The 24,045-nt window shown below is 69.4% G+C and carries 22 protein-coding genes and 1 pseudogene; 9 read left to right on the top strand and 14 right to left on the bottom strand.

The features are described 5' to 3' along the window. The first annotated feature begins 16 nt into the window (after nucleotides 1-16). Nucleotides 17-795 (top strand): annotated as a pseudogene (locus ACZ5Z2_RS12355) (NUDIX hydrolase). Then, nucleotides 792-1,637, top strand: coding sequence for a sulfurtransferase (locus tag ACZ5Z2_RS12350; protein ID WP_464758886.1), 846 nt, complete (start codon nucleotides 792-794; stop codon nucleotides 1,635-1,637). The pseudogene ACZ5Z2_RS12355 and the gene ACZ5Z2_RS12350 overlap by 4 nt, the downstream one beginning before the upstream one ends. Nucleotides 1,638-2,106: 469 nt before the next feature. Here ACZ5Z2_RS12350 and ACZ5Z2_RS12345 read toward each other — a convergent pair whose 3' ends face one another. Next, entirely contained in the window at nucleotides 2,107-3,339 is a 1,233-nt protein-coding gene (locus tag ACZ5Z2_RS12345; protein WP_464758885.1) for a beta-ketoacyl-[acyl-carrier-protein] synthase family protein, read from the bottom strand. Further along, nucleotides 3,339-3,596: an acyl carrier protein gene (locus ACZ5Z2_RS12340; RefSeq protein ID WP_464758884.1), complete on the bottom strand. Its 258-nt coding sequence runs from the start codon at nucleotides 3,594-3,596 to the stop codon at nucleotides 3,339-3,341. Before ACZ5Z2_RS12340 ends, ACZ5Z2_RS12345 begins: the two co-directional genes overlap by 1 nt. A gap of 92 nt (nucleotides 3,597-3,688) precedes the next feature. On the opposite strand from ACZ5Z2_RS12340, the gene ACZ5Z2_RS12335 reads away from it, so the two are divergent. Together ACZ5Z2_RS12335 and ACZ5Z2_RS12330 are read left to right on the top strand one after the other, a co-directional pair. Further along, nucleotides 3,689-4,759, top strand: a complete 1,071-nt coding sequence (locus ACZ5Z2_RS12335; protein ID WP_464758883.1) for a GNAT family N-acetyltransferase — start codon at nucleotides 3,689-3,691, stop codon at nucleotides 4,757-4,759. A 192-nt stretch (nucleotides 4,760-4,951) separates the two neighbouring features. After that, nucleotides 4,952-5,833 carry a hypothetical protein gene (locus tag ACZ5Z2_RS12330; RefSeq protein WP_464758882.1) on the top strand — a complete coding sequence of 294 codons (882 nt, stop codon included), beginning with the start codon at nucleotides 4,952-4,954 and terminating at the stop codon, nucleotides 5,831-5,833. Between the two features lies 1 nt (nucleotide 5,834). Here the strand turns inward: ACZ5Z2_RS12330 and ACZ5Z2_RS12325 are convergent, their stop codons facing one another. The 10 genes from ACZ5Z2_RS12325 to ACZ5Z2_RS12280 form a co-directional block, all read right to left on the bottom strand. Continuing rightward, nucleotides 5,835-7,043, bottom strand: a complete 1,209-nt coding sequence (locus tag ACZ5Z2_RS12325; RefSeq protein WP_464758881.1) for a DegT/DnrJ/EryC1/StrS family aminotransferase — start codon at nucleotides 7,041-7,043, stop codon at nucleotides 5,835-5,837. Nucleotides 7,044-7,055: 12 nt separating this feature from the next. After that, nucleotides 7,056-7,457, bottom strand: a complete 402-nt coding sequence (locus ACZ5Z2_RS12320) for a DMT family transporter (protein ID WP_464758880.1) — start codon at nucleotides 7,455-7,457, stop codon at nucleotides 7,056-7,058. Beyond that, a complete protein-coding gene (locus ACZ5Z2_RS12315) occupies nucleotides 7,454-7,822 on the bottom strand; it encodes an EamA family transporter (RefSeq protein WP_464758879.1) in 369 nt (122 codons plus the stop codon). Before ACZ5Z2_RS12315 ends, ACZ5Z2_RS12320 begins: the two co-directional genes overlap by 4 nt. A 10-nt stretch (nucleotides 7,823-7,832) precedes the next feature. Continuing rightward, nucleotides 7,833-8,669, bottom strand: a complete 837-nt coding sequence (locus ACZ5Z2_RS12310; protein ID WP_464758878.1) for an alpha/beta hydrolase — start codon at nucleotides 8,667-8,669, stop codon at nucleotides 7,833-7,835. An 865-nt stretch (nucleotides 8,670-9,534) separates the two neighbouring features. Further along, nucleotides 9,535-10,449 carry an efflux RND transporter periplasmic adaptor subunit gene (locus tag ACZ5Z2_RS12305; protein WP_464758877.1) on the bottom strand — a complete coding sequence of 305 codons (915 nt, stop codon included), beginning with the start codon at nucleotides 10,447-10,449 and terminating at the stop codon, nucleotides 9,535-9,537. Further along, entirely contained in the window at nucleotides 10,446-11,186 is a 741-nt protein-coding gene (locus tag ACZ5Z2_RS12300; RefSeq protein WP_464758876.1) for an ABC transporter ATP-binding protein, read from the bottom strand. Before ACZ5Z2_RS12300 ends, ACZ5Z2_RS12305 begins: the two co-directional genes overlap by 4 nt. An 8-nt stretch (nucleotides 11,187-11,194) precedes the next feature. Beyond that, on the bottom strand, nucleotides 11,195-12,325 hold the full coding sequence (locus ACZ5Z2_RS12295; protein WP_464758875.1) for an ABC transporter permease: 1,131 nt from the start codon (nucleotides 12,323-12,325) through the stop codon (nucleotides 11,195-11,197). Then, complete coding sequence (locus tag ACZ5Z2_RS12290; protein WP_464758874.1) at nucleotides 12,325-13,764, bottom strand: efflux transporter outer membrane subunit; 1,440 nt, start codon at nucleotides 13,762-13,764, stop codon at nucleotides 12,325-12,327. The genes ACZ5Z2_RS12295 and ACZ5Z2_RS12290 overlap by 1 nt, the downstream gene beginning before the upstream one ends. 89 nt (nucleotides 13,765-13,853) lie before the next feature. Beyond that, a complete protein-coding gene (locus tag ACZ5Z2_RS12285) occupies nucleotides 13,854-15,248 on the bottom strand; it encodes an ATP-binding protein (protein WP_464758873.1) in 1,395 nt (464 codons plus the stop codon). Then, nucleotides 15,245-15,928, bottom strand: coding sequence for a response regulator (locus tag ACZ5Z2_RS12280; protein ID WP_464758872.1), 684 nt, complete (start codon nucleotides 15,926-15,928; stop codon nucleotides 15,245-15,247). Before ACZ5Z2_RS12280 ends, ACZ5Z2_RS12285 begins: the two co-directional genes overlap by 4 nt. A gap of 211 nt (nucleotides 15,929-16,139) precedes the next feature. Between ACZ5Z2_RS12280 and ACZ5Z2_RS12275 the strand changes: the two genes are divergently transcribed. After that, complete coding sequence (locus ACZ5Z2_RS12275) at nucleotides 16,140-18,380, top strand: M1 family metallopeptidase (RefSeq protein WP_464758871.1); 2,241 nt, start codon at nucleotides 16,140-16,142, stop codon at nucleotides 18,378-18,380. Further along, on the top strand, nucleotides 18,380-19,258 hold the full coding sequence (locus tag ACZ5Z2_RS12270) for a hypothetical protein (protein WP_464758870.1): 879 nt from the start codon (nucleotides 18,380-18,382) through the stop codon (nucleotides 19,256-19,258). Before ACZ5Z2_RS12275 ends, ACZ5Z2_RS12270 begins: the two co-directional genes overlap by 1 nt. Nucleotides 19,259-19,576: 318 nt before the next feature. Here the strand turns inward: ACZ5Z2_RS12270 and ACZ5Z2_RS12265 are convergent, their stop codons facing one another. Both ACZ5Z2_RS12265 and ACZ5Z2_RS12260 read right to left on the bottom strand, forming a co-directional pair. Further along, entirely contained in the window at nucleotides 19,577-20,119 is a 543-nt protein-coding gene (locus ACZ5Z2_RS12265) for a GNAT family N-acetyltransferase (RefSeq protein ID WP_464758869.1), read from the bottom strand. Beyond that, nucleotides 20,116-20,601, bottom strand: a complete 486-nt coding sequence (locus ACZ5Z2_RS12260) for an SET domain-containing protein-lysine N-methyltransferase (protein WP_464758868.1) — start codon at nucleotides 20,599-20,601, stop codon at nucleotides 20,116-20,118. The genes ACZ5Z2_RS12265 and ACZ5Z2_RS12260 overlap by 4 nt, the downstream gene beginning before the upstream one ends. 93 nt (nucleotides 20,602-20,694) lie before the next feature. Between ACZ5Z2_RS12260 and ACZ5Z2_RS12255 the strand changes: the two genes are divergently transcribed. From ACZ5Z2_RS12255 to ACZ5Z2_RS12245, 3 genes are all read left to right on the top strand, one after another. Next, entirely contained in the window at nucleotides 20,695-22,125 is a 1,431-nt protein-coding gene (locus ACZ5Z2_RS12255) for a M20 family metallopeptidase (protein ID WP_464758867.1), read from the top strand. Between the two features lie 157 nt (nucleotides 22,126-22,282). Then, nucleotides 22,283-23,011 carry a YggS family pyridoxal phosphate-dependent enzyme gene (locus tag ACZ5Z2_RS12250; protein ID WP_464758866.1) on the top strand — a complete coding sequence of 243 codons (729 nt, stop codon included), beginning with the start codon at nucleotides 22,283-22,285 and terminating at the stop codon, nucleotides 23,009-23,011. Between the two features lie 108 nt (nucleotides 23,012-23,119). Then, a complete protein-coding gene (locus ACZ5Z2_RS12245) occupies nucleotides 23,120-23,896 on the top strand; it encodes a C40 family peptidase (protein WP_464758865.1) in 777 nt (258 codons plus the stop codon). Nucleotides 23,897-24,045: the final 149 nt, after the last annotated feature.

Raw genomic sequence — 24,045 nt, 5'->3', positions numbered from 1 at the left:
GCTAAAATGGCGGCACATGTCGAACCAACTTCCTTCCGCACCACCTGCGGCCACGCCGTGCATCGGCATCTGCCGACTGGATCCGCAGGGCTATTGCATCGGCTGCCGCCGCACGATCGACGAAATCGGCCGCTGGCGCGCCATGAGCGAGGCGGAGCGCCTGCGCGTGATGCGCGACGTGCTGCCGTTGCGGAAGCATCCATGAACGACGATCTGCTGCCGGCGCTGCTGCCTCTTTCGGAACCGCCCACCGCGCCGGGCTGGAACCACGCCGACATGAGCGAGCTGCTGGGCACCGCGCAGCGCCGGCAGGCCGCGGTGCTGCTGGCCCTCCGCGACGGCGGCGAAGCGCGGCTGGTGCTCACCGTACGCACCGACGACCTGCCCTCGCACGCGGGGCAGGTGGCGCTTCCCGGCGGGCGCATGGATCCCGGCGACGCCGACGCGCTGGCCACCGCCCTGCGCGAGAGCAAGGAGGAAATCGGCCTCGATCCGTCGTTGGTGACGCCGCTGGGCTACCTCGACAACTTCGAGACGATCAGCGGCTACCGCATCACGCCGGTGGTGGCGCGCATCGCCGAGTACGCCGCGCTGAAAGCCGCGCCCGGCGAAGTGGCCGAGGTGTTCGAGGTGCCGCTGGCGTTCTTCCTCGATCCGGCTAACCTGCGCCGCTACACCATGGAATTCCGCGGCCACCGGCGCGAGATGGTGGAGTTCGTGCACGGCGGCCACCGCATCTGGGGCGCCACCGCGGCGATCCTGCTCAACCTGCTGAAGAGGATGGGACGCGCATGAAGACCACGCTGGTTTCCGCAGCCGAGCTCGCCGCGCTGCCGCCGGGCGAGGTGCTGGTCGTCGATTGCCGCAAGGATCTCGCCGACCCGGCCAAGGGGCGGTGCGACTACGAAGCCGGCCACATCCCCGGCGCGGTCTACGCCGAGCTGGACACGGATCTATCCGACCTCTCGCTGCAGGCGCAGGGCCTGGGCCGCCATCCGCTGCCATCGGCGGAAGCCTTCTCGGCCGTGCTTGGCCGCTGGGGCTGGCGGCCTGGCCTGCAGGTGGTGGCCTACGACGCCGCCAACGGCGCGCTGGCCGCCGCACGCCTGTGGTGGCTGCTGCGCTTTGCCGGTGAACGCGCCGTGGCCGTGCTCGACGGCGGCTACGGCGCATGGCTGGCCGCCGGCCTGCCGGTGGAAACCGTCGTGCCGCAGCGCGTGGCCACCACGGTGTCGGTACGCTTCGACCCCGCGCAGGTCGTGCTCGATCACGCGGCGCTGCATGCCGCGCCTGTGCCCTTGCTGATCGACGCCCGCGCCGCCCCGCGCTATCGCGGCGACGTGGAACCGCTCGACCCCGTCGCCGGCCACGTGCCCGGCGCGCTCAACCGCCCATTCGCCGACAACCTCGCCGCCGATGGCCGCTTCAAGGGTGCGGAGGAACTGCAGCGCGAATTCCGCGCAGTGCTGGGCGCGCGCGCGCCTGCCGACGTGGTGCACATGTGCGGCTCCGGCGTCACCGCCTGCCACAACCTGTTGGCGATGGAGCACGCCGGACTCGCCGGCTCACGCCTCTATGCGCCTTCGTGGAGCGGGTGGGTGAGCGATCGTTCGCGGGCGGTGGCGAAGGGCGGGTGAGGCGCAGAGCGCTTTTGGTTGTTTCTGACATCTCGTTTGCGCCAGCAGGCGCACGAAACGGCTTTGTCGCCTGCGCCGGTACAAAGGCGCTGGATGACTCGCTGCGCTCGCCCTGCGGGCCGCCCTTCGGACGTTCTGCGCGCTTCGCGCTTGTCCTGCCTACGCGCACTACTGCCCGGAATAATTTTGAACATTCGTGGCCGCGGTCTTTCTCGTCATTCCGGCGCAGGCCGGAATCCAGTGGCCGTGCGGCCTGAGCGAACATGGTCGCTACTGGATCCCGGCCTTCGCCGGGATGACAGTCTGGGTAGGTGGTTGTTATCGGAAATGAAGTCGCCTTCCCGCAATGCTTCGTGCAAGCGGCGCGGGCCTTCATCCTTCGACACCATCCCCAGATTATTCCGGACAGCAGTGTGCCTACGCGGGAATGACGAGCAACGCAGCGACCCGCTTGCTTGAGGCGCTCCGATCAGGGCGCCCGCTTCAACGCCAGCACGGCGTTGAGGCCGCCGAACGCGAACGAATTGCTCAGTACCGCACGCACCGGCATTTCGCGCGCGACGTTCGGCACGTAATCGAGGTCGCAGGCCGGATCGGGCTTGTCCAGGTTGGCGGTGGGCGGCACCACGTTCTCGCGCAGAGCGCCGATCACGGCCACCAGCTCCAGCGCGCCGGAAGCGCCCAGCGCATGGCCGTGCATGGACTTGGTGGAGGACACCGCAAGCTTGTCGGCATGCGCGCCGAAGGCGAGGCGGATCGCGCGCGTCTCGGTGGCGTCGTTGGCCTGCGTGCCGGTGCCGTGGGCGTTGACGTAGTCCACGTCCTCGGGATTCAGCCCGGCCTCGGCGAGCGCCTGGCGCATCGCGGAGGCGGCGCCCTCGGCGCTGGGCATCACGATGTCGCTGGCGTCGGCGCTCATGCCGGTGCCGGCGAGTTCGGCGAGGATGGTGGCGCCGCGCGCGCGGGCGTGCTCCAGCGATTCCAGCACGAAGATGCCGGAGCCTTCGCCCAGCACAAGGCCGCGGCGGTTGGCGCTGAACGGGCGGCAGGTGTCGTCGGACAGCACGCGCATGGCTTCCCACGCGCGCAATGCGCCGTAGCTCAGGCAGGCTTCGGTGCCGCCGGTGACGGCCGCGTCGACCATGCCGAAGCGGATCATCTGCGCCGCCTGGATGATCGCGTGGTTGGCCGAGGCACAGGCGCTGGCCACCGCGTAGGTGGGGCCGCGCAGGCCGAAGGCGATGCTGATCTGGCTGGCCGAGGCATTGGTCATCAGCCGCACGATGCTGAGCGGGTGGGTGCGCGTGGCCTTCTCCGCGTACAGCCGGCGACTCTGTTCGTCCTGGGTGGTTTCGCCGCCCACGCCGGTGCCCACCACCACGGCCGTGCGCAGGCCCAGTCCGTCGCGGGCGAAGTCGAGGCCCGAATGCGCGATCGCCTCGCGTGCCGCGTGCAGCGCGAACTCCGAGGTGCGGTCGAGCAGGGGCAAGGTGCGCTCGTCGATGCCGGTGGCGGGGTCGAAGCTTTCCGGCACCTGCGCGGCGATCTTCACGCGCAGCACCTCGCTGTCCTTGTGGCGCAGCGGGCCGATCGCGCAGCGCCCGTCGCGCAGGCCTTGCCACAGCGCGCGGGCGCCCACGCCCAGCGGGCTGATCGCGCCCATGCCGGTGACGACGACGCGGCGCGTTTCGATGGTCGGCATTACGAGGCGGCCTTCTCGTCCAGCGCCTTCTGCACGGCATCGACCAGGCTCTGCGCGGTGTCGCTGTCGAAGTTGGCGCCCTGCTGCTCGGGGAATTGGATGTCGAAGTGCTCCTCGATGTCGAAGATCAGCTCGATGGCCTCCAGCGAAGCGACGCCCAGATCCTTCAGCGTGGACTCGGGCTTGACGTTCGCCACGTCGATCTTGGCCTGCTTGGCGATGATCTCGAACACTTGCTGCTGGGTCGTTCCGGTCATGACGGAGTCCTCGGTGGCGGGCGACAATGGAAGGCCGGCGCAAGGTGCATGGCGCAGGCTGACCGCCATAGTCTAGGCAAACCCGCTTACTCATGCCTTTCATTTCGCAACTCGAACCGGACGCGCTGTTGGCGGCGTTCCTGGCGCAGCCGCCGATCGGCTTCACGGCCGGACGCTCGCCGCAGGGCATGCCGGGTTTCGTGGCGCCGTTCGACCTGCTGACCACGGCCGACGACGCGTTGCGCACACGCGTGGCTGCGCTGCCGCTGTACCGGCATTGGAGCCGCCTGCTGCGCTGGAAAACCCGCTTCGCCGGCAGCACCGTGACCGAGTACGCGCCGTTGCCGACGGAGGTGCCGCCCGCCGAATTGGCGAAGGGCCTGAAGCTGGCGTGGGGACGCGAGTGCAAACTGTTCATCGTCAAGGACATCGCGCAGGATTCGCCGCTGCTCGGCGACGCCGACAACGCGCATGCGCGCGCCTTCGCGGAAGCCTGCGAAGCCGAGGGCTTCGTGCTGCTGGAAGGGCAAGCGCTGGCCTACGTGCCGATCGACTTCGCCTCGGACGACGAGTACCTGGCGAAGCTCAGCTACAGCCGCCGGAAGAACATCCGCCGAAAGCTGCGCGCGCGCGCGGATCTCGACGTCGAGGTCGTGCGCACCGGCGACGCGCGCTTCCGCGACGAGGACACGCTGGCCGCGTACTACGCGCTGTTCGACAACGTGTACGCGCAGAGCGAGATCCATTTCGACCGCCTGAGTCGGGACTACTTCCGCCTGCTGCTGCAGGACGCGGACGGCGGCGGCGTGGTGTTCGCCTATCGACACGAAGGAAAGCTGATCGGCTGGAACCTCTGCTACGAACACGGCGGCAAGCTGATCGACAAGTACATCGGCTTCGCCTATCCCGAGGCGCGCGAGCACAACCTGTATTTCGTGAGCTGGATGCACAACCTGGGCTACGCGCGCGAACGCGGCCTGACGCACTACGTGGCCGGTTGGACCGACCCGGAAGTGAAGTCCTTCCTCGGCGCCAGCATGACCTTCACCCGCCACGCGGTGTATGCGCGCAATCCCGTGCTGCGCGCGTTGCTGCGCAAGCTGGGCGGACATTTCGAGAGCGATCGCAACTGGCAGGAAGCTGCGGAGAGGGACGATGGGTGATTGTCGCGTCGCCGTTACATCCCTGCATGGCATTCATCGCATGCCTCGGTGCAGCCAAGTGAATCCCTCTCCCTTCGGGAAAGGGGGCCGGCAGGCGGGTGAGGGTACGTTCGTAGCGAGGCGTTGCAATCTTGCCGAACCCTCACCCCAACCCCTCTCCCGGCGGGAGAGGGGCTATACGCCGAGGTGCTCATGAACGCCAAGACGCACCGTCCCGTGGTGCTCGACATTGACGGCTCGGTAGGCCAACTGCCCGGCGGCCTCGTGCTGCCGCTGGCCGAATGGCAGGAGGCGATCCGCTTCGGTTGTTCGCTGGCCACCATGCGCCGCTTCCGTGCGCTGCTGGATGCGCAACTGCCCGCGCATCACGGCACCGTGTTCACCGGCTCGGGCGACTTCCATCACCTCAGTTGGCCGCTGATCGCACGGCTCAGGCCGGCCACCAGCATCCAGGTGGTGGTGCTGGACAACCACCCCGACAACATGCGCTTTCCGTTCGGCGTGCACTGCGGTTCGTGGGTGCGTCGCGTCGCCGCATTGCTCTTCGTCGACCACGTGCACGTGCTGGGCATCACCTCGCACGACATCGGCGCGGGCCACGCGTGGGAGAACTACCTCGCGCCGCTCATGCGCGGAAAGCTCACGTACTGGAGCATGGGCGTGGACACCGGCTGGTCGCGCCGGCTGGGCATCGTGCGCGCGTTCCGCGGCTTCGACACGCCCGAGGCGCTGGTCGACGGCTTCGTCGAACACCAGCGCACGCAGAACCTGCCCAGTTACCTCACCATCGACAAGGACGCGTTCGCGCCCGAGGTGGCGCGCACCAATTGGGATCAGGGCCGACTGCAGCTCGACCACGCCCTGGCCCTGATCGCCAGCCTGCGCAACGGACTGGCCGGCAGCGACATCAACGGCGAGGTTTCGCATTACCGCTATCGCACGTGGTGGAAGCGCAGGCTCTCCGCGATGGACGAGCAGCCCGAGATCGATCCCGCGCAAGTCGCCGGCTGGCAGGCGCAGCAGCATGCGCTGAATCTGAAGCTGCTCGCGGCCATCGCCGAGCGCGGCGGCTGACTCAGGCGAGCGTTTCCAGCACGCCGCAGATCGCGTCCATGTCCGCTTCGGCAAGCCATTGGCTGTTGCCGATGGTGAGGCTGCGCGCGGCGAAGTCGCGGGCGTTCGGCACCTCGGTCGCGGTCACGATGCCGCGCAGGTAGCCGTAGTCGGGCAGGGCATGGATGAACAGGCGGCTCACGCCCAGGCCGGCTTGCCAGAGCTGCTCCAGCGCGGCGTCGCGGAGGCGCTGGTCGGGCAGCAGCAGCAGGAAGAAAGGCCAGGTGCCGCGTGCGCCGGCCGGATCGTCCAGTACATCGATGCCGGGAATGGCGCGCAGGCGCGGCAGCCAGCGTTGCGCACGCGCCGCGCATTGTTCGATGAAGCCGGGCAGCCGTGCGGCTGCGTGCGTGCCCACGGCCTGCCGCCAGCGGCCCACCGCATGCAGCGGCAGCGGCAGCGAGAAATCGTCGCCCACCGCGACCACCGGGTCGCCACGGCGCAACGCACGGCGCAACGGATTGCCGTAGGCGAGACGCAGGCCCAGCGGACGATATAGCGCGGCGTAGCCCAGCAGCTCCGCGCTGCGGCGCAGTTCCCAGCCAGGTTTGAAAGGCGCGATGCGTGCGGCGGTGCGCGCCAGCCGTTCGCGCAGTTCGGGATCGCGCGCGGCGAGCAGGCCGCCTTCGTAGATCGACAGCCCCTTGCCGGCGGCGAGGCTGAAGAAGCCGAGGTCGCCGGCCAGGCCCACGCTGCAGTCGTCACGCCGCGCGCCCAGTGCCTGGGCGGCGTCCTCGATCACGTAGGCGCCCACGTTGTTGGCCACGGCCAGCGCGTCGTCCACGTCGGCCACGCGGCCGGCGAGGTGTGTAGGCAGGATCGCCAGCGTGCGCTCGTCGCAGGCCGCGCGCAGCGCGTGCGGCTCCATGTCGTAGTGGCCGGGGCGCAGGTCGCACAGCACGGGTTCCAGCCCGGCCTGGTGCACGGCCAGCGGCACCAGCGGGCAGGTGTAGGCGGGCATCGCCACGCGGCGGCGCGCGGGTTTCAGTTCGCGCAGCGCAGCCAGCGCGACCAGCAGCGCGGCAGTGCCGGAACAGGTGAGCGCCAGCGGCGGCGTGCCGAGCTGCGCGGCGACGTCGGCGGCCAGCGTGGCCCTGCCGGGACGCAGGTCGGCCAGCTTCAGCGGCAGGCCGGCGGTGGGCGGCAGTTCGTGGCGGCGGCGTGGCAGCATCGGCGCGCCGGGTCAGGCCTTGCCTTCTTCCGGCACGTGCTCGCGGCTCTCGGCAAAGCCGAGGCAGACGATGCCGGCGACGATGGCGATGGCGCCCAGCACGTGCGGCAGCCTGAGCGGCTCATGGAACAGCCATATCGACAGCAGCATCACCGACACCACCTCCAGGTGCGAAGCGGCGAAGGCGGGGCCGATCGGCGCGTGCTTGAGCAGGGTCATCCAGGTGAAGAAGGCGCCGACGTAGCCGACCACGGCGCCGTACACCCAGGGCTTGCCGAACAGGCGCAGCAGCCAGGCCGTGTTGGCCTCCAGCGGCAGCGCGTGCATGCCGGCGTACTTGAAGCTGATGGCGCCCATCGAATCGAACAGCACCAGCACCAGGAAACCGATCAGGTAGAACCAGCCGCGCTTCATCCGCTCACTCCCACGATCACCACGCCCAGCGTCACCAGCAGGATGCCGGCCACGCGCAGGCGGGTGAGCTTCTCGCCGAACAGGAAGCGCCCGGCCACCATGATCGCCACGATGTTGATCGAGCCGAGCAGGATCGCCTCGGAGAGCGGCAGCAGCGTGAGGAAGGCGATCCAGATCAGGAACTCGACCACGTAGCTGGCTATGCCCAGCCAGATCCACGGCCGCCGCGCCATGTACAGCCAGCGCGCGAAGCCGTCGCCGGCCGCGGGGTCGCCGGCCGCGGCCTTGAACGCGAGCTGCCCGCCGGTGTCGAGCACCACGTTGAGCACCCACAGCAAGGCGACGAGCGGGGAGATGGAACCCATGGGCAGGCTCTCAGGCCGCCACGCGCTGGGGAAGGTCGGCCGCGGCCACGCGGTCGAAGAACGCGGCGGAGCGCTCGATCAGGGTTCGGCGTTCCTTGTCGATGGTGATCATGTGGTAGCTGTCGTCCAGCAGCAGCAGTTCGACCGGGGCGCTGACTTCGCGCATCACCAGTTCGGCGTTCCGGATGCTGGCCACGTCGTCCTCGCTGGCGTGCGCCACCAGGCAGGGCGCGGTGACCTGCGCCAGCTGGCGGCGCACCGTGGTCGACAGTTCGTACATCTCGGCCAGCGAATACCACGGGTTGCCGGGCAGGCCGGCGGCGGCGCTGTCGCCGCCCAGCATCGCCGTGCTGACCTGGGCGCGCAGGCGCTCGTCGCGGATGCCGTAGGGTGGTTGTTCCATGAAGCTGCGGTTGCGGCCGATGCCGAGCTTCTTCAGCAGCGGCAGCATGAAGGACATGCGCGCCATGCGCGGGATGCTCCAGCCGTCGTAGCGGAAGGTGGCGCCGTACACGCCCACGCCGGCGATCTGGTCGGGGCGGTCGGCGGCGAGCTTGAGCGAGAGCAGGGCGCCCATCGACAGGCCGCCCACGAACAGGTGATCCACCTTCTCGCGCAGCGCGTCGGCAGCCTGCTCCACGCTGGCGTACCAGTCGCGCCAGCCGGTGGCGAGCAGGTCGTCGGCGTTGCCGCAATGGCCGGCCAGCTGCATGCCGTGCACGGTGTAGCCGGCGCGGTTCAGGCCCTTGCCGAGCAGCTTCATCTCCATCGGCGTGCCGGTGAGGCCGTGGATCAGCAACACGCCGCTGCGGCCGCCTTCGAAGAAGAAATCGGTCTGTTGAATCACGTGGGGTACCTGGAGCGATGCGGATCGCATCGGTGGTTTTTCAGGCTTGCAGCTTCGCAGGGGGCGGTTTCTTCAGTCTTTCGGCTTGTGGATGTGGAGTTTTGTGTGGTTTTGCTGGGTTCAAGGCGGTTTCGTCTGCCTGCCGGCAGCCGAGCTACTTTCTCTTTGCGTGCCCAAAGAGAAAGTAGCCAAAGAGAAACGGCACCCCGATGGCGCGCCCTCCAGGCATCCTGCCTTCCGGGTACGCGGGTGGGCTGCGGGGTTTTTCGACAGCACATCCTGTGCTGGCGAAAAACTGGCCGGCATCCCTGCCGGCCATCCTTACGGACTTTCCTCCGCCCACCCGCCGCGCCATAGGGGCCCCGGGTAAAGCAGCGCGCTCCCAGCGCGCACTTTTGGAAAGAGCAAAGGCAGCGGCAAGGGCGAAAGCTGGAGCGCTGCGGGCTTGCAGCGCTCCAGCTTTTGCTTTTGCTTCTGGCGTGCACGATGCGCGCCAGCTCTTCCGGGGCCCCTCGGTGGCGGTGAGACGTGGACGATCAGGCCGCGCAGCGGGCGTTGCCATGGATGGCAACGCCTTTTCGACCGGGCAGGAGGCCCGGCCGAAAAGCCCGGCCGCGCCTCACGGACTTGCCGGGCAGGAGGCCCGGCAAGCGCCGCCGCGGGGTGTCGTTTCCTCTTGGTTACTTCTCCTTTGGACAAGCAAAGGAGAAGTAACTCGGGCGCCGCAGGCGCACGAAAGCCTTTCGCGAACGAACCACTCGTCGACAGGCGTCCCCGCGAGCACCCGCCCCTCACCCCAACCCTCTCTCCGAAGGGGAGAGGGAGTGACGGCCTCTCCACCGAAAGGGAAAGGGAGCGAAGCGCGTCAGTGCTTGTCGTCAGGAAGAAACCGCACGATCACCCGCTGCCCGATCCGCAACTGCTGCTCCGGCTGGTCGAAGGCCAGCACGCATTCCACCGTGCGCGTGTTGGCGCGGGTTTGCGGGTCGTTCTCCAGTGTGGCGGGGCCATAGACTTGGCCGATGCGCAGCACGTGGGCGTTCCAGTGGCCGTTTTCGCTGTCGTCGTTGGCCACCACTTCGGCGCGCATGCCGGGATGCACGGCGCCCACGAAGCTCTCGTTGAGTTCGGCGCGCACGATGCGCGGCTTGTCCGGCAGCAGGGTGAACAGCGCGTTGGAAGAGGACACGCTGGCGCCGGGCTGGGCGGTCACGTGCACCACGGTGGCGTCGAAGGGAGCGTGCAGGCTGCGCTGGGCCAGTTCGTATTTCGCCTCGGCGAGTTTCTGCGCGGCGATGTCGGCGGCGGCCTGGTCGGCGGCTTGCTCGGCGTCGAGCTGTGCGCTGGCTTCGCGGGCGTCGTCCGCGCTCTGGCCGTCGCCCGCGCCGGCGGCGGCGGCGGCGGCGAGGCGTTGCGCGCGCAGCTTGGCGGCGGCCTGCTTGACCGCCAGCAGCTTGAGCTGGGCCTGCGCCTGTTCGAGCTGCGCCTGCGCGGAATCCACCGCGAGTTGGGCGGGACGGGCGTCCAGCGTGGCCAGCAACTGGCCTTGCTTCACGCTGTCGCCTTCGTGCACGGCCACGCTGGCGAGCACGCCTTCGCGCGGCATGGCGAGCGCGAGCAGGCCGCCTTCGATGTCGACGCGGCCGCGCGCCACCGCGGCGTACTGGCTGGCAGCGGCGGTCGCAGTCGGTTCCGCGCCCTTCGAGCAGGCGGCGAGCGTGAGCGCAGTGGCCAGCGCGCACGCGGCGAGGCACGGCAGGCGGAGGGCGGAAGGCGTCATGGCGGGGTTTCCTTGAGAGCGCCAACGCCGAGGCGTCGATCGCTGAGAATGCGGCCATCCTCCATCGCCAGCACGCGGTCGGCATGCGCGACCAGGCGCGGGTCGTGGCTCACGCACAGTACGGTGGTGCCGTGGGTGCGGGCGATGGTGTGCAGGATGTCGATGATGGTCTGGCCGTTGGCGGCGTCCAGCGCGCTGGTGGGCTCGTCGGCGAACAGCAGTTCCGGCTCCTTGGCCAGCGCGCGCGCGATCGCCACGCGCTGTTTCTCGCCGCCGGAGAGTTCGGACGGCCGCAGCCGGATGCGATGGGCCAGGCCCACTTCCTCCAGCGAACGCTGCGCGCGGGCGCGGGCCTCCTGTTTCGACAGACCCATGTGGTTGAGCGGCAGCTCCACCTGCTCCAGCGCGGTGAGCGCGGGGAACAGGTTGAAGCCCTGGAACACGAAGCCGGTGTGGCGCAGGCGGAAATGCTCCAGCGCATGCAGGTCGAGCTGGGCCAGGTCGCTGCCCAGCGCATGCACGCGGCCGCTGTCCACTTTCTGCAGGCCGCTGAGGATGGCCAGCAGAGTGCTCTTGCCGCAGCCGGAAGGGCCGGAGATCAGGGTGAGTTCGCCGGGATCGATGCTCAGCGACAGGCCGTTCAGCACCTGCGTGCGCAGCTTGCCGGAGGCGAACGCCTTGCAGACGTCGTCGGCGCGCAGGATGGGCGCGCGCGGCGTTGCGGCGGTGGCGTGCATGGTGGCGTTCATCGCAGCAGGGTCGCCGGGTCGATGCGGCGCATGCTGCGCATGGCGGCCATGCCGGACACTGCGGCCTGGCCCATCACCAGCGCGATGCAGGCCAGCGCGGCGACCGGGCCGAGCGTCACCGGCACGTCTTCGGCACGGGCCGCGAGCAGCAGCAGCACGCCCAGCATGGTGGCGCCGACCAGGCCCAGCGCACCCACCCAGAACGCCTGTTCCAGCACCACCCTGCGCAGCGCGCCCACACCCACGCCCAGCGCATTGAGCGTGGCGTATTCGCGCACCGAGCCTTGCACCGCGCCGACCAGGGTCTGGCTGGTGATCACCGCGCCGACCAGGAACACGATGCCGGCGAGGAAGAGCACGCCGGCGCCGGCGCCGGTATCGAACAGCCAGTAGAGCACCGAGCGGTGCGCGAAGTCGGCGGCGCTCCACGCGGTGTAGGGGCCGAAGGCGCTGCTGCCGCGCAGCCGTGCCGCGACGGCGTCGGCCTGCGCGGGATCGCGCAGTTTGGCGACGAGGTAGGTGGGGCCGTTGTCGGCGTCGTCGGTGTCGAGCCGGCGCGCGGTGTCCAGCGAGGCGAGCACGTTGATGCCGCCCAGCCCGCGCAGGCCGCTGCTCACGCCGACCACGCGCACGCGCCGGCCGTTGATGGTGGCGGTGCGGCCCAGCGCCACGCCGAGCTTGCCGAGGTCGGCGCGATCCACGATCACCGCGTCCGGTTCGGCCAGCCGTGCGCGCAATGCGGGCGGCAGCACCCTGGAGAACATCAGGCCGTCGGCGGAGGTGTCGATGCCGGACACGAACACCGATACGCCGCCGGTGTCACCCGTGCCGCGCCAGTCGCCGTCGATCCACTCGTAGGGTTCGACCCGCGTCACCGCCGGATCCATCAGGATGCGCGGTTCCACGTTGGCGTCGATGGAACGGCCCGAACCCACGCTCTGGGTGCCGGGGAAGCCCACCCACACGTCGGCGGACGAGCCGGTGATGTACACGCTGGTGGCGCCGAAGATGCCCAGCACCAGCGCCAGCTGCAGCAGCTGCAGCAGGCCGGCGAAGCCCACCGCGAGGATGGCGGGCAGGAAGCGCCGCCATTCGTACACCAGGGTCTTGCGCGCCAGGGCCACCATCAGTGCGCCGCCTCGGCGGACTTGCCGGCCGTCGCGCCGGGCGCCTCGTCCGCAGGCAGCGGTGCGCCACCCAAGGCCTTGAACAGCGCCACGTAGGCGAGGCTGCGGCTGGCGCGTGCGTCGGCCAGGTCGATGGCGGCCTGCGTGGCGACGAGCTGTCCGTCGGCCAGCGCCAGCGGGCTGTCCAGTTGCAGCTTCACGCGGGTTTGCAGCGAGGCGTCCGCATGCCGCAGTGCCTGCCAGGCGTCCAGGCTGTGCTGCTCGCGCTGCTCCTGCTGCTGCAGCGTGCCCAGCGCGGTTTCCACTTCGGCCACGCCCTGCAGCACGGCCTGGCGGTAGGCCAGCACGGCGGCCTTCAGTTCGTGCGACTTGGCGTTCTCGTTTGCCTTGCGCAGGCCCCAGTCGAACAGCGGCATGTCGAACATCGGGCCCATGGTGATGAGGCCGTTGTCCGAAGTGTGCTTGCGGTTGTTGTTGAGGTCGCTGGCCCAGACCATCGAGGCGTCGAGGCCGAGCCTGGGAAAGCGGTCGGCATGCGCCACGCCCAGCTCGCCGGCGGCGCGCAGCACGTCGGCCTCGGCGCGGGCGATCTCGGGGCGCGTGCGCAGCAGGTCGGCCGGCGTGCCGGGCAATTGCCACGCACCCAACTGCGGCTGCGGGCCGGCCTGCAGCCAGGCCGGGTCGGGTCGGTTCTGTCCCGCCAGCACGGCCAGGCGCTGCGCGGCTTGGTTGACGGCCTGGCGCGGCGCGGCCAGCGCGGCCTGCGCCTGCGCGGCGGCGGCGGCGGCCTGATCCACCGCGCTGGCCGGCGCCAGTTGCAGGTGTTGGCGGATCTTCAGCAGGTCGAGTTGGCGGCTGCGCAGGTCGCCGATGCGTTGCAGCAGTGCCTCCTGCCGTTGCGCGGCGCGCAGTTCGATCCAGTTGCGCACGACTTCGGCCACCAGGGTCACGCGCGCTGCCTGCAGGTCGGCGATGCCGGAATCCAGTTGGCCTTGCGCTTCGCGCTCGGTGCCCTGGGCGCGGCCGAACAGGCCGAATTCCCAGCTGGCGTCGAAGCCGGCCACCAGGTAGGAGGCGCTGGCGTCGGGGTCGATCGTCTGGTCGGTATTCGCCTTGAGGTGGGGCAGGTAGGGCGCGCCGTCATGCCGTTGCAGCACGCGCGCGGCGCGTACCCGTTCCAGCGCCTGCGCCACGTCGAGGTTGTGCGCCAGCGCCCGGTCGACCAGCGCGTTCAGGGCCGGGTCGTCGAACGCGCGCCACCAGCCGCGCAGGTCGGTGGGCGCCGGAGCCTGCGATGCCATGGCGTGCTGCCATTGCGCCGGGATCGGCGGTTCCAGTTTCGGCATCGCCACCGAGCAGCCGGCGAGCGCGACGGCCGCAGCCAGCAGGGTGATGCGCCAGTGGCGGCGCCATGCGATGTCGGATCGGATCGAAGCCACGGTCAGGTCACGCAACGGTTGGGGGAGGTGGAAGAACGGATGGCGACCGTGCGAATCCGTACAAGGATACAGGCCGCGCATGGAAACTGTCAGCGCGTCCGCGGCGCCGGGAAGCGCACCTCCACGCACAGGCCGTGTTCCTCGGCCAACTGGTAGATCACTTCGGCATGGTGGCGTTCGGCGATGCGCTGCACGATGGCCAGCCCCAGCCCGCTGCCTTCCTCGCCGGTTCCCGGCGCGCGGAAGAAGCGTTCGCTCAGGCGAGGCAGCAGCTCGGGCGGCACGCCCGGGCCGTCGTCCTCGACCACCAGGTTGGCGCCGCCGTCGGGACGCGCCTGCAGGCTCACGGTGACGGCACTGCCGCGGCCGGCGTAGCGGATGCAGTTGTCGATGAGGTTGTCCAGCAAGTCGTGCAGGCTGGTAGCATGCCCATGGATGCTTAGCGCCTGCTCAGGGCCGTGGTAGCCGAGGTCGATGCCTGCCGCCAGCGCATCGTGCACGCGTTGCGTCACCGCCTCGGGCACCCAGCGCGTGAGATCCAGCGGCATGTGCTCGATCGTGTCGTTGGACGGCGCCTGCGCGCGGGTCAGCGCCAGCAACTGCGCGGTGGTGCGCGCGGCGCGCTGGTTGAGCCGGCGGATGTGGGCGAGCGCTTCGCGCACGTTGGCCGGGTCGGGATCGGCCAGCGCGCGTTCCACGTGCAGGCCGAGGCCGGTGAGCGGCGTGCGCAGCTGGTGGGCGGCGTCGGCGATGAAGCGGTCGTGCAGCGCCAGCATGCCGCGCAGGCGCGCGAACAGGGCGTCGATGGTGCGGGTGAGCGGCAGGATTTCCTGCGGCACGTCCGGCCCGCCGATCGGCGTGAGCTCGTGGTTGCGCCGCGCCAGTCGGCGGGTCAGCGGGTCGAGCACGCGCAGGCCGTGGGTGACGCCGAACCACACCAGCGACAGCACGCACACGATCAGCAGCGACTGGGTGAGGATGGCCAGGTACAGGATGCTGCGCGCCTGCACGTGGCGGTCGTGCAGCGTCTCGGCCACGGTGATGACGAGCGTGTCGCCGGGGTGGCCGTTCCACGGGGCGCTCAGCGTGACCGCGCGCAGCGAGCGGTTGTCCATGCGGGTGTCGAACAGTTCGGGCGGGGCGTCCGCCGCGGGAATCCGCCGCGCCTGCGGCAGTTGGCTGTTGCCGGCGACCAGCCCTTGCCGGCGGCTGACGATGCTGAAATAGCCGTTGCCATTGGGGTCGTACTGCAGCAGGAAGCGCGCCTGCGGCGTCAGCTCGCCGCCCAGTTGCTCGTTGCCCATCATCTTGGCGAGCGTCAGCGCGTCGTTGCTCAGGTCATGGTCGTGCACGTGGTTGGAATAGCCCAGCGCCACGCCGTAGGTGAGCAGGACGTCCAGCACCAGCAGGATGGCCACCGGGATCAGCAGGAAGCCCAGCAGGCGGCGGCGCAGGCTGGGGCGGCGGGCAGGAGGTTGGTTCATGCGTGGCCGTCGCCGTCGGCTTCTTCCAGCAGGTAGCCCAGCCCGCGGATGGTGCGCACGCCGGTGCCGCTGCCTTCCAGCTTGCGGCGCAGGCGGTGGATGGCGATGTCCAGGCCGTTGTCGGTGAGCTCCTCGTCCCAGCTGCACAGCGCCTCGATCAGTTGCGCGCGGCTGGTGACGCGGTCGGCGCGGGTGGCCAACGCCTCCAGCAGGCCGAACTCGCGCGCGGTGAGCTCCAGCGGGTCGTCGCCCAGCCAGGCGCGGTGGCCGGGCAGATCCAGCCGCAGCCGGCCGATTTTCAGTTCGGGCACGCCCTGGCTGCTGCGGCGGCGGAGCAGGGCGCGCACGCGCGCCTCGAACTCGGTGAGCGCGAAGGGCTTGACCAGATAGTCGTCGGCGCCGAGGTCGAGCACGCGGATGCGCTCGTCCAGGCCGTCGCGCGCGGTCACCACCAGCACCGGTGCGTTGCCGCCGCGGCTGCGCAGCCGGCGCAGTACGTCGCTGCCGTCCAGTTGCGGCAGGCCCAGATCCAGCACCAGCAGATCGTAGTCGTGCTCGCGTAGCGCGGCGTCGGCCAACTGGCCGTTGGCCACGTGATCCACCGCATGGTTGCTGTGACGCAACGACAGGCAGATGCCTTCGGCGATGGAGGGGTCGTCTTCGGCCAGCAGGATGCGCATGTGGTTCGGGCTCCTTCGATCCACGGCTGGAAAATGCATAGCTTGCCACGCGCTACCCGTCCATTCGCTTAGCGCCGGTTTGCGTGCCGCCCTGGCGGCCGAGGCGGGGCGGGATGCGGGATGCGGAAAGGGCCGGCGAAGCATGACCTTTGGCCTATGACGGCGTACCGTGCAGAGGGCACGCTGCGGAGTCACTCGCGGGGAGAGCGCAATGGGGTCGATCAGGGGCAGGGGCGGGCTGTGGCTCGCCGCAATGGCCGTGGGCTGGTGCGCCGCCGGCACGGGCTTCGCGCAACAAGCGCCGGCCGCGGCGGGCAGCGCGGCGGTTCCGGCCGCCGTCAGCACGGCAGCGACCCCGCTGGCGCCGATCCCGTTCGCGCCGGCGCACCAGACCATCGTCACCACGCCCAGCGCGGCCGACGCCTGGGGCGGCCAGCGCAACGGGCAGGAAGCCACGCTGTCGGATCGCGTGGTGAGCTATGCCATCGACGCCAGCCTCGACGCGGCCAAGCACCAGGTGGCGGGCAAGGAGCACATGACCTGGCGCAACCGCAGCAACCGCCCGGTCAGCCATGTCTACTTCCACCTCTACCTCAACGCGTTCGAGAACGACGGCAGCACCTGGTTCGCCGAGCGCAAGGTGCTCACCGCGCATGGCCGCTCGCGCGGCAACGCGGTGCTGAAGGACGGGCAGTGGGGCTGGATCCGTTTGCAGGACGTGGCGCAAGGCGGCACGGCGCTGAAGTGGAGCTTCGTGCATCCCGACGGCGGCCCCGCCACCGACCACACCGTGGTGCGCATCGACCTCGACCAGCCGGTGCCCGCGGGCGGCACGCTGGCGCTGGACATCGCCTTCCTCGACCAGCTGCCGCGCGTGGTGGAGCGCACCGGCTGGTGGGGCGACTTCAACCTGGTCGGCCAGTGGTTCCCCAAGATCGGCGTGCTGGAGCTGGCCGGCGAACGCGGCGCCACCGCGCCGCGCTGGAACGTGCACGAGTTCCACTTCAACAGCGAGTTCTACGCCGACTTCGGCAGCTACGACGTCCATCTGGATGTGCCCAGCGACTACACCGTAGGCGCGGTGGGCCAGCAGCAGGGCGAGCCGCAGACGGCGAACGGCCGTAGCACCTACCACTTCACGCAGGGCGACGTGCACGACTTCGCCTGGGTGGCCGCCAGGGGCTACAAGACGCTGGACGGCAGCTATACCGGCGCGGGCAGCCCGAAGGTGGCCGTGCGCGTGATCTACCCGTCCGAATACGCGGCCAGCGCCGCGCCCACGCTGAAGTCCACCATCGATTCGCTGGCCTATTTCTCGCAGACCATCGCGCCGTACCCGTACCGCACGGTCACCGCGGTGATCCCGCCGTACAACGCGCAGGAAGCGGGCGGCATGGAGTACCCGACCTTCTTCACCTCCGAGGGTTACAAGGAAGTCACGCCGGGCACCGTCAACCAGTACATGAGCGACTTCGTGAACATCCACGAGTTCGGCCACGGCTACTTCTACGGCATCCTCGCCTCCAACGAGTTCGAGGAGCCGATGCTCGACGAGGGCATGAACGAGTACTGGGACGACCGCATGATGCGCGAGCGCAAGGAGGATCTGGTGCTCGCCTCGCCGTTCATGAAATGGCTGGGCGTCGCGCCGGCGATGAGCGGCTTCCAGATGGAGCGCCTGGGCGCGCAGCTCGATCGCCCCGAGGATCCGCTGGCGCAGAACAGCTGGGACAGGCTTTCCAGTTCCAGCTACGGCACGGTGTACACGCGCACCGCCACTGCCATGCACGACCTCGAGCAGCGCATCGGCGAACCGGCGATGCAGAAGGCCATCCGCCTGTACTACCAGCGCTGGCGCTTCCGTCATCCCTCGGTGGCCGATCTGCGGCAGGCGCTGATCGACGGCTCGGGCGACGCCAAGGACGTGAACGAGATCTTCGACGAGGTCGTCTACGGCACGGCGCACATCGACGACCGCGTCGCCGACATCGACACGCACGAGGTGCTGCCGCAGGCCGGCGTGGTCTGGAAGGACGGCAAGCCGATGGCCGACCAGGCCGCGCTGGACAAGCAGATCGCCAGGCAGCGTGCGGACTGGAAGAAAGCCCATCCCGACGCCAAGCCCGGCAGCGGCGGGCCGTTCCCGTGGCACAGCACGGTGACCGTGCTGCGCGACGGCGCGCGCGTGCCCGAGACGCTGCACGTCGTCTTCGCCGACGGCAGCCACGAGGACGTGCGCTGGAACGACGGCCGCCGCTGGGCACGCTTCGAGTTCGAGAAGGCCAGCAAGGTGGTGTCCGCCGAGCTGGATCCTGCGCAGCAGGTGTATCTCGACGCCAACAAGCTCAACGACAGCCTTTCGACCAAGCCGGATGGCGCCGCCTCCAGGCGCTGGACGGTCGACGCGGCCGCCTTGCTGCAAACCCTCTACTCGATGCTGGTGACGCTGTGATGATGGCCAGGACGACTGCCCCGCGCGCCGGCTTCGGCGCCCTGTTCTCCGCGATGGCCGCCGCCGTGCAATGGCGCCTGCTGCTGCTGTGGCTGCTGCTGATGCTGCTGCCCGCCACGGTGGTGGCTTTGCCGCTGTGGCGCACCCTGGCCGGCCTGCTCGACCACTCGGTGCATGCCGAGGCGTGGGCGCGGCACTTCGACCCGCTGATGTTCGGCGACGCGATGTTCGCGCTGGGCGGGCACACGGCCTGGCTGGGGGGCGCCGCGCTGCTGGGCATGTCGCTCGCCCTGCTGCTGTCGCCCTTCCTCGACGGCATGGTGGTGGGCAGCGGTCGTGCCGGGCGCCGGCTGGACTTCGGCGCGCTGTTGCTCAGCGGCTGGATCGAATACGGACGCATGTTCCGCGTGATGCTGTGGTCGCTGCTGCCGTACGCGGTAGTCGTGCTGGTGGCGGGCGCCGGCTCGCACCTGGCCGACAAGCATGCCGGCCAGGCGACGCTGGAGGCGCAGGCCGATGCGTGGCAGCACGGCGCGTGCTGGGCGCTGCTGGTGGCGTTCGTGCTGATGCAGGCCATCGTGGAATCCACGCGCGCGGCCTTCATCGCCGACACCGGCCTGCGTTCGGCCACCCGCGCCTTCGGGCGCGGCATCCGGCAATTGCTGCGCCGGCCGCTGAAGACCCTGCTGTTCTATCTGGTGGTGAGCCTGCTCGGCCTGGCGATTGCCGGCGTACTGGGCATGGCGCGCATCCACACCACGGCGGTGGACGGCGGCTTCTGGCTGGCGCTGCTGCTCAGCCAGCTGATCGTGCTGGTGCTGGCCTGGATGCGCATCGCGCGCCTGTTCGCGCTGGCGCGGTTGATGCCTGCGCGCTGAGGGTTTCGCCTACCGCCGGTGGCCGAGTTGCTTTTCTATGGCGCGGCGCATCTATTGCGTGGCGAAGGAAAGCGTCGCGAGGTATCCAACATTCTGTTCGTCATCCCGGCGCAGGCCGGGATCCAGTAGCGATCATGCTCATTCGGGCCATGCCTTCTACTGGATTCCGGCCAGCGCCGGAATGACGGGCATGAAGGTTTTCGTGCTTCAGGGACGTGCTTCAGGGAAGCGATATGGCTGCGCAGTCCATCGCGCAGCAGGCGAGCCTGCGTGCATGGGCGGAAGGTCATCGCGGAAGCCTTTCCCGCAGCAGGAACATCAGCCGCAGGCGGCGCGGCGGATCTCGCGGTGCGGCGGGTAGTACGCGAACACGTGCGTGTCGCAGCCGTAGAAGTCCCGATCCTCGATGTGCTCGCCGCCCAGGCGCTCGGCCACGCGGTCGGAGGCGTCGTTGCCCACGCGCACCAGGCTGATGACGCGCGGCGCATGCAGGCGGCTCCAGGCGAAATCCAGCACCGCGGTGCCCGCCTCGGTGGCGTAGCCGTGGTGGCGGTGTTCGGGCTTGAGCATCCAGCCCAGTTCCAGATCGGGCCAGCCTTCGGGCTGGAACAGGCCGGTACGGCCGATGAACTCGCCGGTGGCCTTCAGTTCCAGCGCCCACATGCCGTAGCCGCGCAGTTGCCAATGGCCCAGCAGCATCGCCAGCGAACGCCAGGCGTTGGTGCGATCCAGCGGCTGGCCGTCGCCGATGTAGCGGGTGCTGGCGGGGTCGGCCAGCATCGCGGCGTAGTCGTCGAAATGGCGTTCGGTGAGCGCGGTGAGGCGCAGGCGCGCCGTCTCGATGGTGGGTATGTCGATCATGCCAAATCAGAAGCAAGCTGCGTGCCTTCGAGCAATACCGCAAGGGCGCGGGTGCTCGAAGCGAGGCTTTCCGTCCAGGACAAGCCGACGATTGTCTCACCAGTGGCCGCATCCGCAAAATCCTCGGCTTCGCCGGGCGGCAGCAGGTGGCGGTAGTCCACCGTGATCTCGCTGCCGGCGGGCAGGTCGGCCAGCGCGAACACGAAGCCCAGATGCCACAGTCCGTTGGGCGCGAAGCTGTGGTTGATGTAGCACTCGTCGGGCCAGTCCGGCGATACCGTGTAGCGATCCTCGAACCAGCGCGCGCTGGCGTACTTCAGCCTGGCCAGTTCCGGGGCGTCGAATTCGGCATGACGGTAGGTCTGGTTGATGGTGTCGGGCGCGGTGACGATGCTGCCGGCGCGCACGGCCTCGTCGAGGAACAGGCCCTTGCCTGCGCCGGGGATGCGCGAAGCGGCGATGCGGTAGCGCGGCAGGATCATGGCGTGGCCATTGAAAGCGGGGCGCCAGTGTAGGGCAGGTTCGGGACGGCGGCTTGCTAGAATGGGCATCTTTCCCCACGTTCCGGAGACCCCATGGATACCGCCCGCCTTTCACGTTATGTCAGCGGCCTGTGGGACGACGAGATCGTGCCCAGGCTGGTGGAATACATCCGCATTCCCAACAAGTCGCCGATGTTCGACAAGGACTGGAAGGCGCACGGCCACATGGACGCGGCGGTGAAGCTGATGGGCGACTGGGCGAAGGCCAAGCTCGCCGCGCTGCCCGGCAGCACGCTGGAAGTGGTGCAGCTGGAAGGCCGCACGCCGCTGATCTACATCGAGGTGCCGGCTACCGGCGCCGGCGACGACACCGTGGTGCTGTACGGCCACCTCGACAAGCAGCCGGAGATGACCGGCTGGGCCGAGGGCCTGGGCCCGTGGACGCCGGTGATCAAGGGCGACAAGCTCTACGGCCGCGGCGGCGCCGACGACGGCTACGCCGTCTTCGGTTCGCTGGCCGCATTGCTGGCGCTGCGCGAGCAGGGCGTGCCGCACGCGCGCTGCGTGATCCTGATCGAGGCCTGCGAGGAATCGGGCAGCTACGACCTGCCGCACTACGTCGACCATCTCGCCGCGCGCATCGGCAACCCCTCGCTGGTGGTGTGCCTGGACTCGGGCTGCGGCAACTACGAGCAGCTGTGGCTCACCACCTCGCTGCGCGGCATGACCGGCGGCAACCTTACCGTGCAGGTGCTGGAGGAGGGCGTGCACTCGGGCGACGCCTCCGGCGTGGTGCCATCCAGTTTCCGCGTGCTGCGCGAGATCCTGTCGCGACTGGAAGACCCGGAAACCGGCACGATCAAGCCGCAGGAACTCTACGTCGAGATTCCCACCCAGCGCGTGGAGCAGGCGAAGCACGCGGCCGAGGTGCTGGGTTCGGAGATCTACAGCAAGTTCCCGTGGGCCGAAGGCATGCAGCCGGTCACCAAGGAGCTGCCCGAGCTGGTGCTCAACCGCACCTGGCGCCCGCAGTTGGCGGTGACCGGCATCGGCGGCATCCCGCCGCTGGACAGCGCCGGCAACGTGCTGCGTCCGTTCACCGCGGTGAAGCTGAGCCTGCGCGTGCCGCCCACGCTGGACGCGAAGCAGGCCGGCCGCTTCCTCAAGCAGTTGCTGGAGAAGGATCCGCCCTACGGCGCCAGGGTCACGTTCGACCTGGAGAAGGACGGCAGCGGCTGGAACGCCCCCGCGTTGTCGCCGTGGCTGGCCGAGGCGGTGGACGAAGCCTCGCGCAACCAGTTCGGCGCACCGGCCACCTACATGGGCGAGGGCGGCTCGATCCCGTTCATGGGCATGCTGGGCGAGAAATTCCCGAAGGCGCAGTTCCTGATCACAGGCGTGCTCGGCCCGCACTCCAACGCGCACGGCCCCAACGAGTTCCTGCACATCCCCACCGGCAAGAAGGTGACGGGCGTGGTGGCCGAGGTGGTGGCCAAGCACTACGCGCAAGGCGCCAAGGGCTGACACGATCTTCTCCCTCTCCCCGCCGGGGAGAGGGCCGGGGTGAGGGGCCGCACTCGTGGAAGCGTTGGAAGAAGCCCTGCGCTTCGATGTCGATTCTTCCGCGAGCCCCGCCCCCTCACCTCAATCCTCTCCCCAAGGGGAGAGGAGGTAAAAGCCCATGAACCACTCCCACCTCGCCACCAACTGGGCCGCCGTCCGCCATCGCGTGGACGAGGCCTGCCGCGCCGCCAGTCGCGATCCGGTCGAAGTCTCCATCCTGCCGGTCAGCAAGACCTTCGGTGCCGACGTGGTGCGCGCGGCGGTGGCGCTGGGCTTGCACCGCTTCGGCGAGAACAAGGTGCAGGAAATCCGCGAGAAGTCCGGGCCGCTGGCCGACTGCGGCATCGCCTGGGTGGTGATCGGCCACCTGCAGACCAACAAGGCCAAGGACGTGGCGCGGCTGGCCAGCGAGGTGCAGTCGCTGGATCGTCTGGAACTCGCCGAGGCGCTGCACCATCGCCTGCGGCTCGAAGGCCGCAGCCTCGACGTGCTGGTGCAGGTGAAGACCTCGCCCGAGGAAACCAAGCACGGCCTGCCGCCCGCCGAACTGCCCGGCTTCCTCGACAGCCTCGCGCGCTGCGACACCTTGCGCGTGCGCGGCCTGATGACCCTGGCCACCCACAGCGACGATCCCTCCGAAGTGCGCGCCTGCTTCCGCCAACTGCGCGAGCTGCGCGATGCGGCGCAGGCGCGCGGGCACGAATTGCCGCGGCTCTCCATGGGCATGAGCGGCGATTTCCCGCTGGCCATCATGGAAGGCGCCACCGAGGTGCGCATCGGCAGCGCCATCTTCGGCGCCCGTCCGGTTGTGGGCGGTGCGGAAGGCGGATGTTCTCCCGCAGTGTGACCGGCACGACGTTAGTTTGCGAACGACGGGGTTCAGTTAACCTCGATCCAACAACCTGACGAACCCGGCTTGGTAAGTTCACCCTTCGTCCCGTCGTCTGCAGCGCAGATGGCCTATGTAACCGAGGGGTTGCGCTTCATGCCCATCCAGCGATTGACCGGTGTTGCCGCGCTCGTTTCGATGCTGCTGCTTGCCATCCCCTCGCATGCCGAAACCCGCGCCACGGCCAACTTTCCGCTCATCGCCGGCAATGCTTCCCTGCTGTCGCTGAATGCGCTGCACGGAACCAACACCTCGCCGCTGCTGGGTTCGTCCAGCGTGGCGGATTTCGCCGGTGCGGCACCGGCCCTCGTGGCAGGTCGCGGTATGCTGCTTTCGCCGGCGGCCCCGGCCAAGGCCGACGAGGCCCAGCCGGACGCCAGCCAGCCGGACGACCAGGCCGCTGCCCAGTCCGACACCGCCGAGTCGCTCACCGACCTGCGCAAGTCGCTGATCGCGTTGGCGATGAACCTGCGCGACGTGCGCTACGTGCGCGGCGGCCACAACCCGGCCACCGGTTTCGACTGCAGCGGCTTCGTGCGCTACGTGTTCGCCCATGCGATCGGTGTGCAACTGCCCACCAATTCGGCCTCGCAGTTCCTCGCCGGCCTCAAGGTGAAGCGGGCCGAGATGAAGCCGGGCGACCTGGTGTTCTTCCATACCAGCGGTCGCCGCCGTGGTGTCAGCCACGTAGGCATCTACATCTCCAATGGCCGCTTCATCCACGCGCCCACCTACGGCAAGCGCGTGCAGATCTCCAGTCTCGACGAGGCCTACTGGGCCAAGCGCTTCGTGGGCGCCAAGCGTCCCGAGGGCATGCTGGCGCTGCTCGGGCACAGCGGCTGACGAGAGCAGCCATGCACGCATGTCGAAGGCCGCCCGCGAGGCGGCCTTGTCCTTTCCGGCCGTGGAATTCAAACAGGTGGCCGTCCGTGGCCGCACTGTTCGCATGTGTCTTTCCGACCATGGCCGCAGGGCATCGCAGCCGCTACGCT

Source organism: Rhodanobacter sp. G1, assembly GCF_055397855.1.
This window is presented reverse-complemented; position numbering and strand designations above follow the sequence as displayed.

Excerpts from the sequence above, each read along its gene's own strand:
- ACZ5Z2_RS12350 (WP_464758886.1), top strand. The coding sequence starts at position 792 with ATGAAGACCACGCTGGTTTCCGCAGCCGAGCTCGCCGCGCTGCCGCCG.
- ACZ5Z2_RS12345 (WP_464758885.1), bottom strand. The coding sequence starts at position 3,339 with ATGCCGACCATCGAAACGCGCCGCGTCGTCGTCACCGGCATGGGCGCG.
- ACZ5Z2_RS12340 (WP_464758884.1), bottom strand. The coding sequence starts at position 3,596 with ATGACCGGAACGACCCAGCAGCAAGTGTTCGAGATCATCGCCAAGCAG.
- ACZ5Z2_RS12335 (WP_464758883.1), top strand. The coding sequence starts at position 3,689 with ATGCCTTTCATTTCGCAACTCGAACCGGACGCGCTGTTGGCGGCGTTC.
- ACZ5Z2_RS12330 (WP_464758882.1), top strand. The coding sequence starts at position 4,952 with ATGAACGCCAAGACGCACCGTCCCGTGGTGCTCGACATTGACGGCTCG.
- ACZ5Z2_RS12325 (WP_464758881.1), bottom strand. The coding sequence starts at position 7,043 with ATGCTGCCACGCCGCCGCCACGAACTGCCGCCCACCGCCGGCCTGCCG.
- ACZ5Z2_RS12320 (WP_464758880.1), bottom strand. The coding sequence starts at position 7,457 with ATGAAGCGCGGCTGGTTCTACCTGATCGGTTTCCTGGTGCTGGTGCTG.
- ACZ5Z2_RS12315 (WP_464758879.1), bottom strand. The coding sequence starts at position 7,822 with ATGGGTTCCATCTCCCCGCTCGTCGCCTTGCTGTGGGTGCTCAACGTG.
- ACZ5Z2_RS12305 (WP_464758877.1), bottom strand. The coding sequence starts at position 10,449 with ATGACGCCTTCCGCCCTCCGCCTGCCGTGCCTCGCCGCGTGCGCGCTG.
- ACZ5Z2_RS12300 (WP_464758876.1), bottom strand. The coding sequence starts at position 11,186 with ATGCACGCCACCGCCGCAACGCCGCGCGCGCCCATCCTGCGCGCCGAC.
- ACZ5Z2_RS12295 (WP_464758875.1), bottom strand. The coding sequence starts at position 12,325 with ATGGTGGCCCTGGCGCGCAAGACCCTGGTGTACGAATGGCGGCGCTTC.
- ACZ5Z2_RS12285 (WP_464758873.1), bottom strand. The coding sequence starts at position 15,248 with ATGAACCAACCTCCTGCCCGCCGCCCCAGCCTGCGCCGCCGCCTGCTG.
- ACZ5Z2_RS12280 (WP_464758872.1), bottom strand. The coding sequence starts at position 15,928 with ATGCGCATCCTGCTGGCCGAAGACGACCCCTCCATCGCCGAAGGCATC.
- ACZ5Z2_RS12275 (WP_464758871.1), top strand. The coding sequence starts at position 16,140 with ATGGGGTCGATCAGGGGCAGGGGCGGGCTGTGGCTCGCCGCAATGGCC.
- ACZ5Z2_RS12270 (WP_464758870.1), top strand. The coding sequence starts at position 18,380 with ATGATGGCCAGGACGACTGCCCCGCGCGCCGGCTTCGGCGCCCTGTTC.
- ACZ5Z2_RS12265 (WP_464758869.1), bottom strand. The coding sequence starts at position 20,119 with ATGATCGACATACCCACCATCGAGACGGCGCGCCTGCGCCTCACCGCG.
- ACZ5Z2_RS12260 (WP_464758868.1), bottom strand. The coding sequence starts at position 20,601 with ATGATCCTGCCGCGCTACCGCATCGCCGCTTCGCGCATCCCCGGCGCA.
- ACZ5Z2_RS12255 (WP_464758867.1), top strand. The coding sequence starts at position 20,695 with ATGGATACCGCCCGCCTTTCACGTTATGTCAGCGGCCTGTGGGACGAC.
- ACZ5Z2_RS12250 (WP_464758866.1), top strand. The coding sequence starts at position 22,283 with ATGAACCACTCCCACCTCGCCACCAACTGGGCCGCCGTCCGCCATCGC.
- ACZ5Z2_RS12245 (WP_464758865.1), top strand. The coding sequence starts at position 23,120 with ATGGCCTATGTAACCGAGGGGTTGCGCTTCATGCCCATCCAGCGATTG.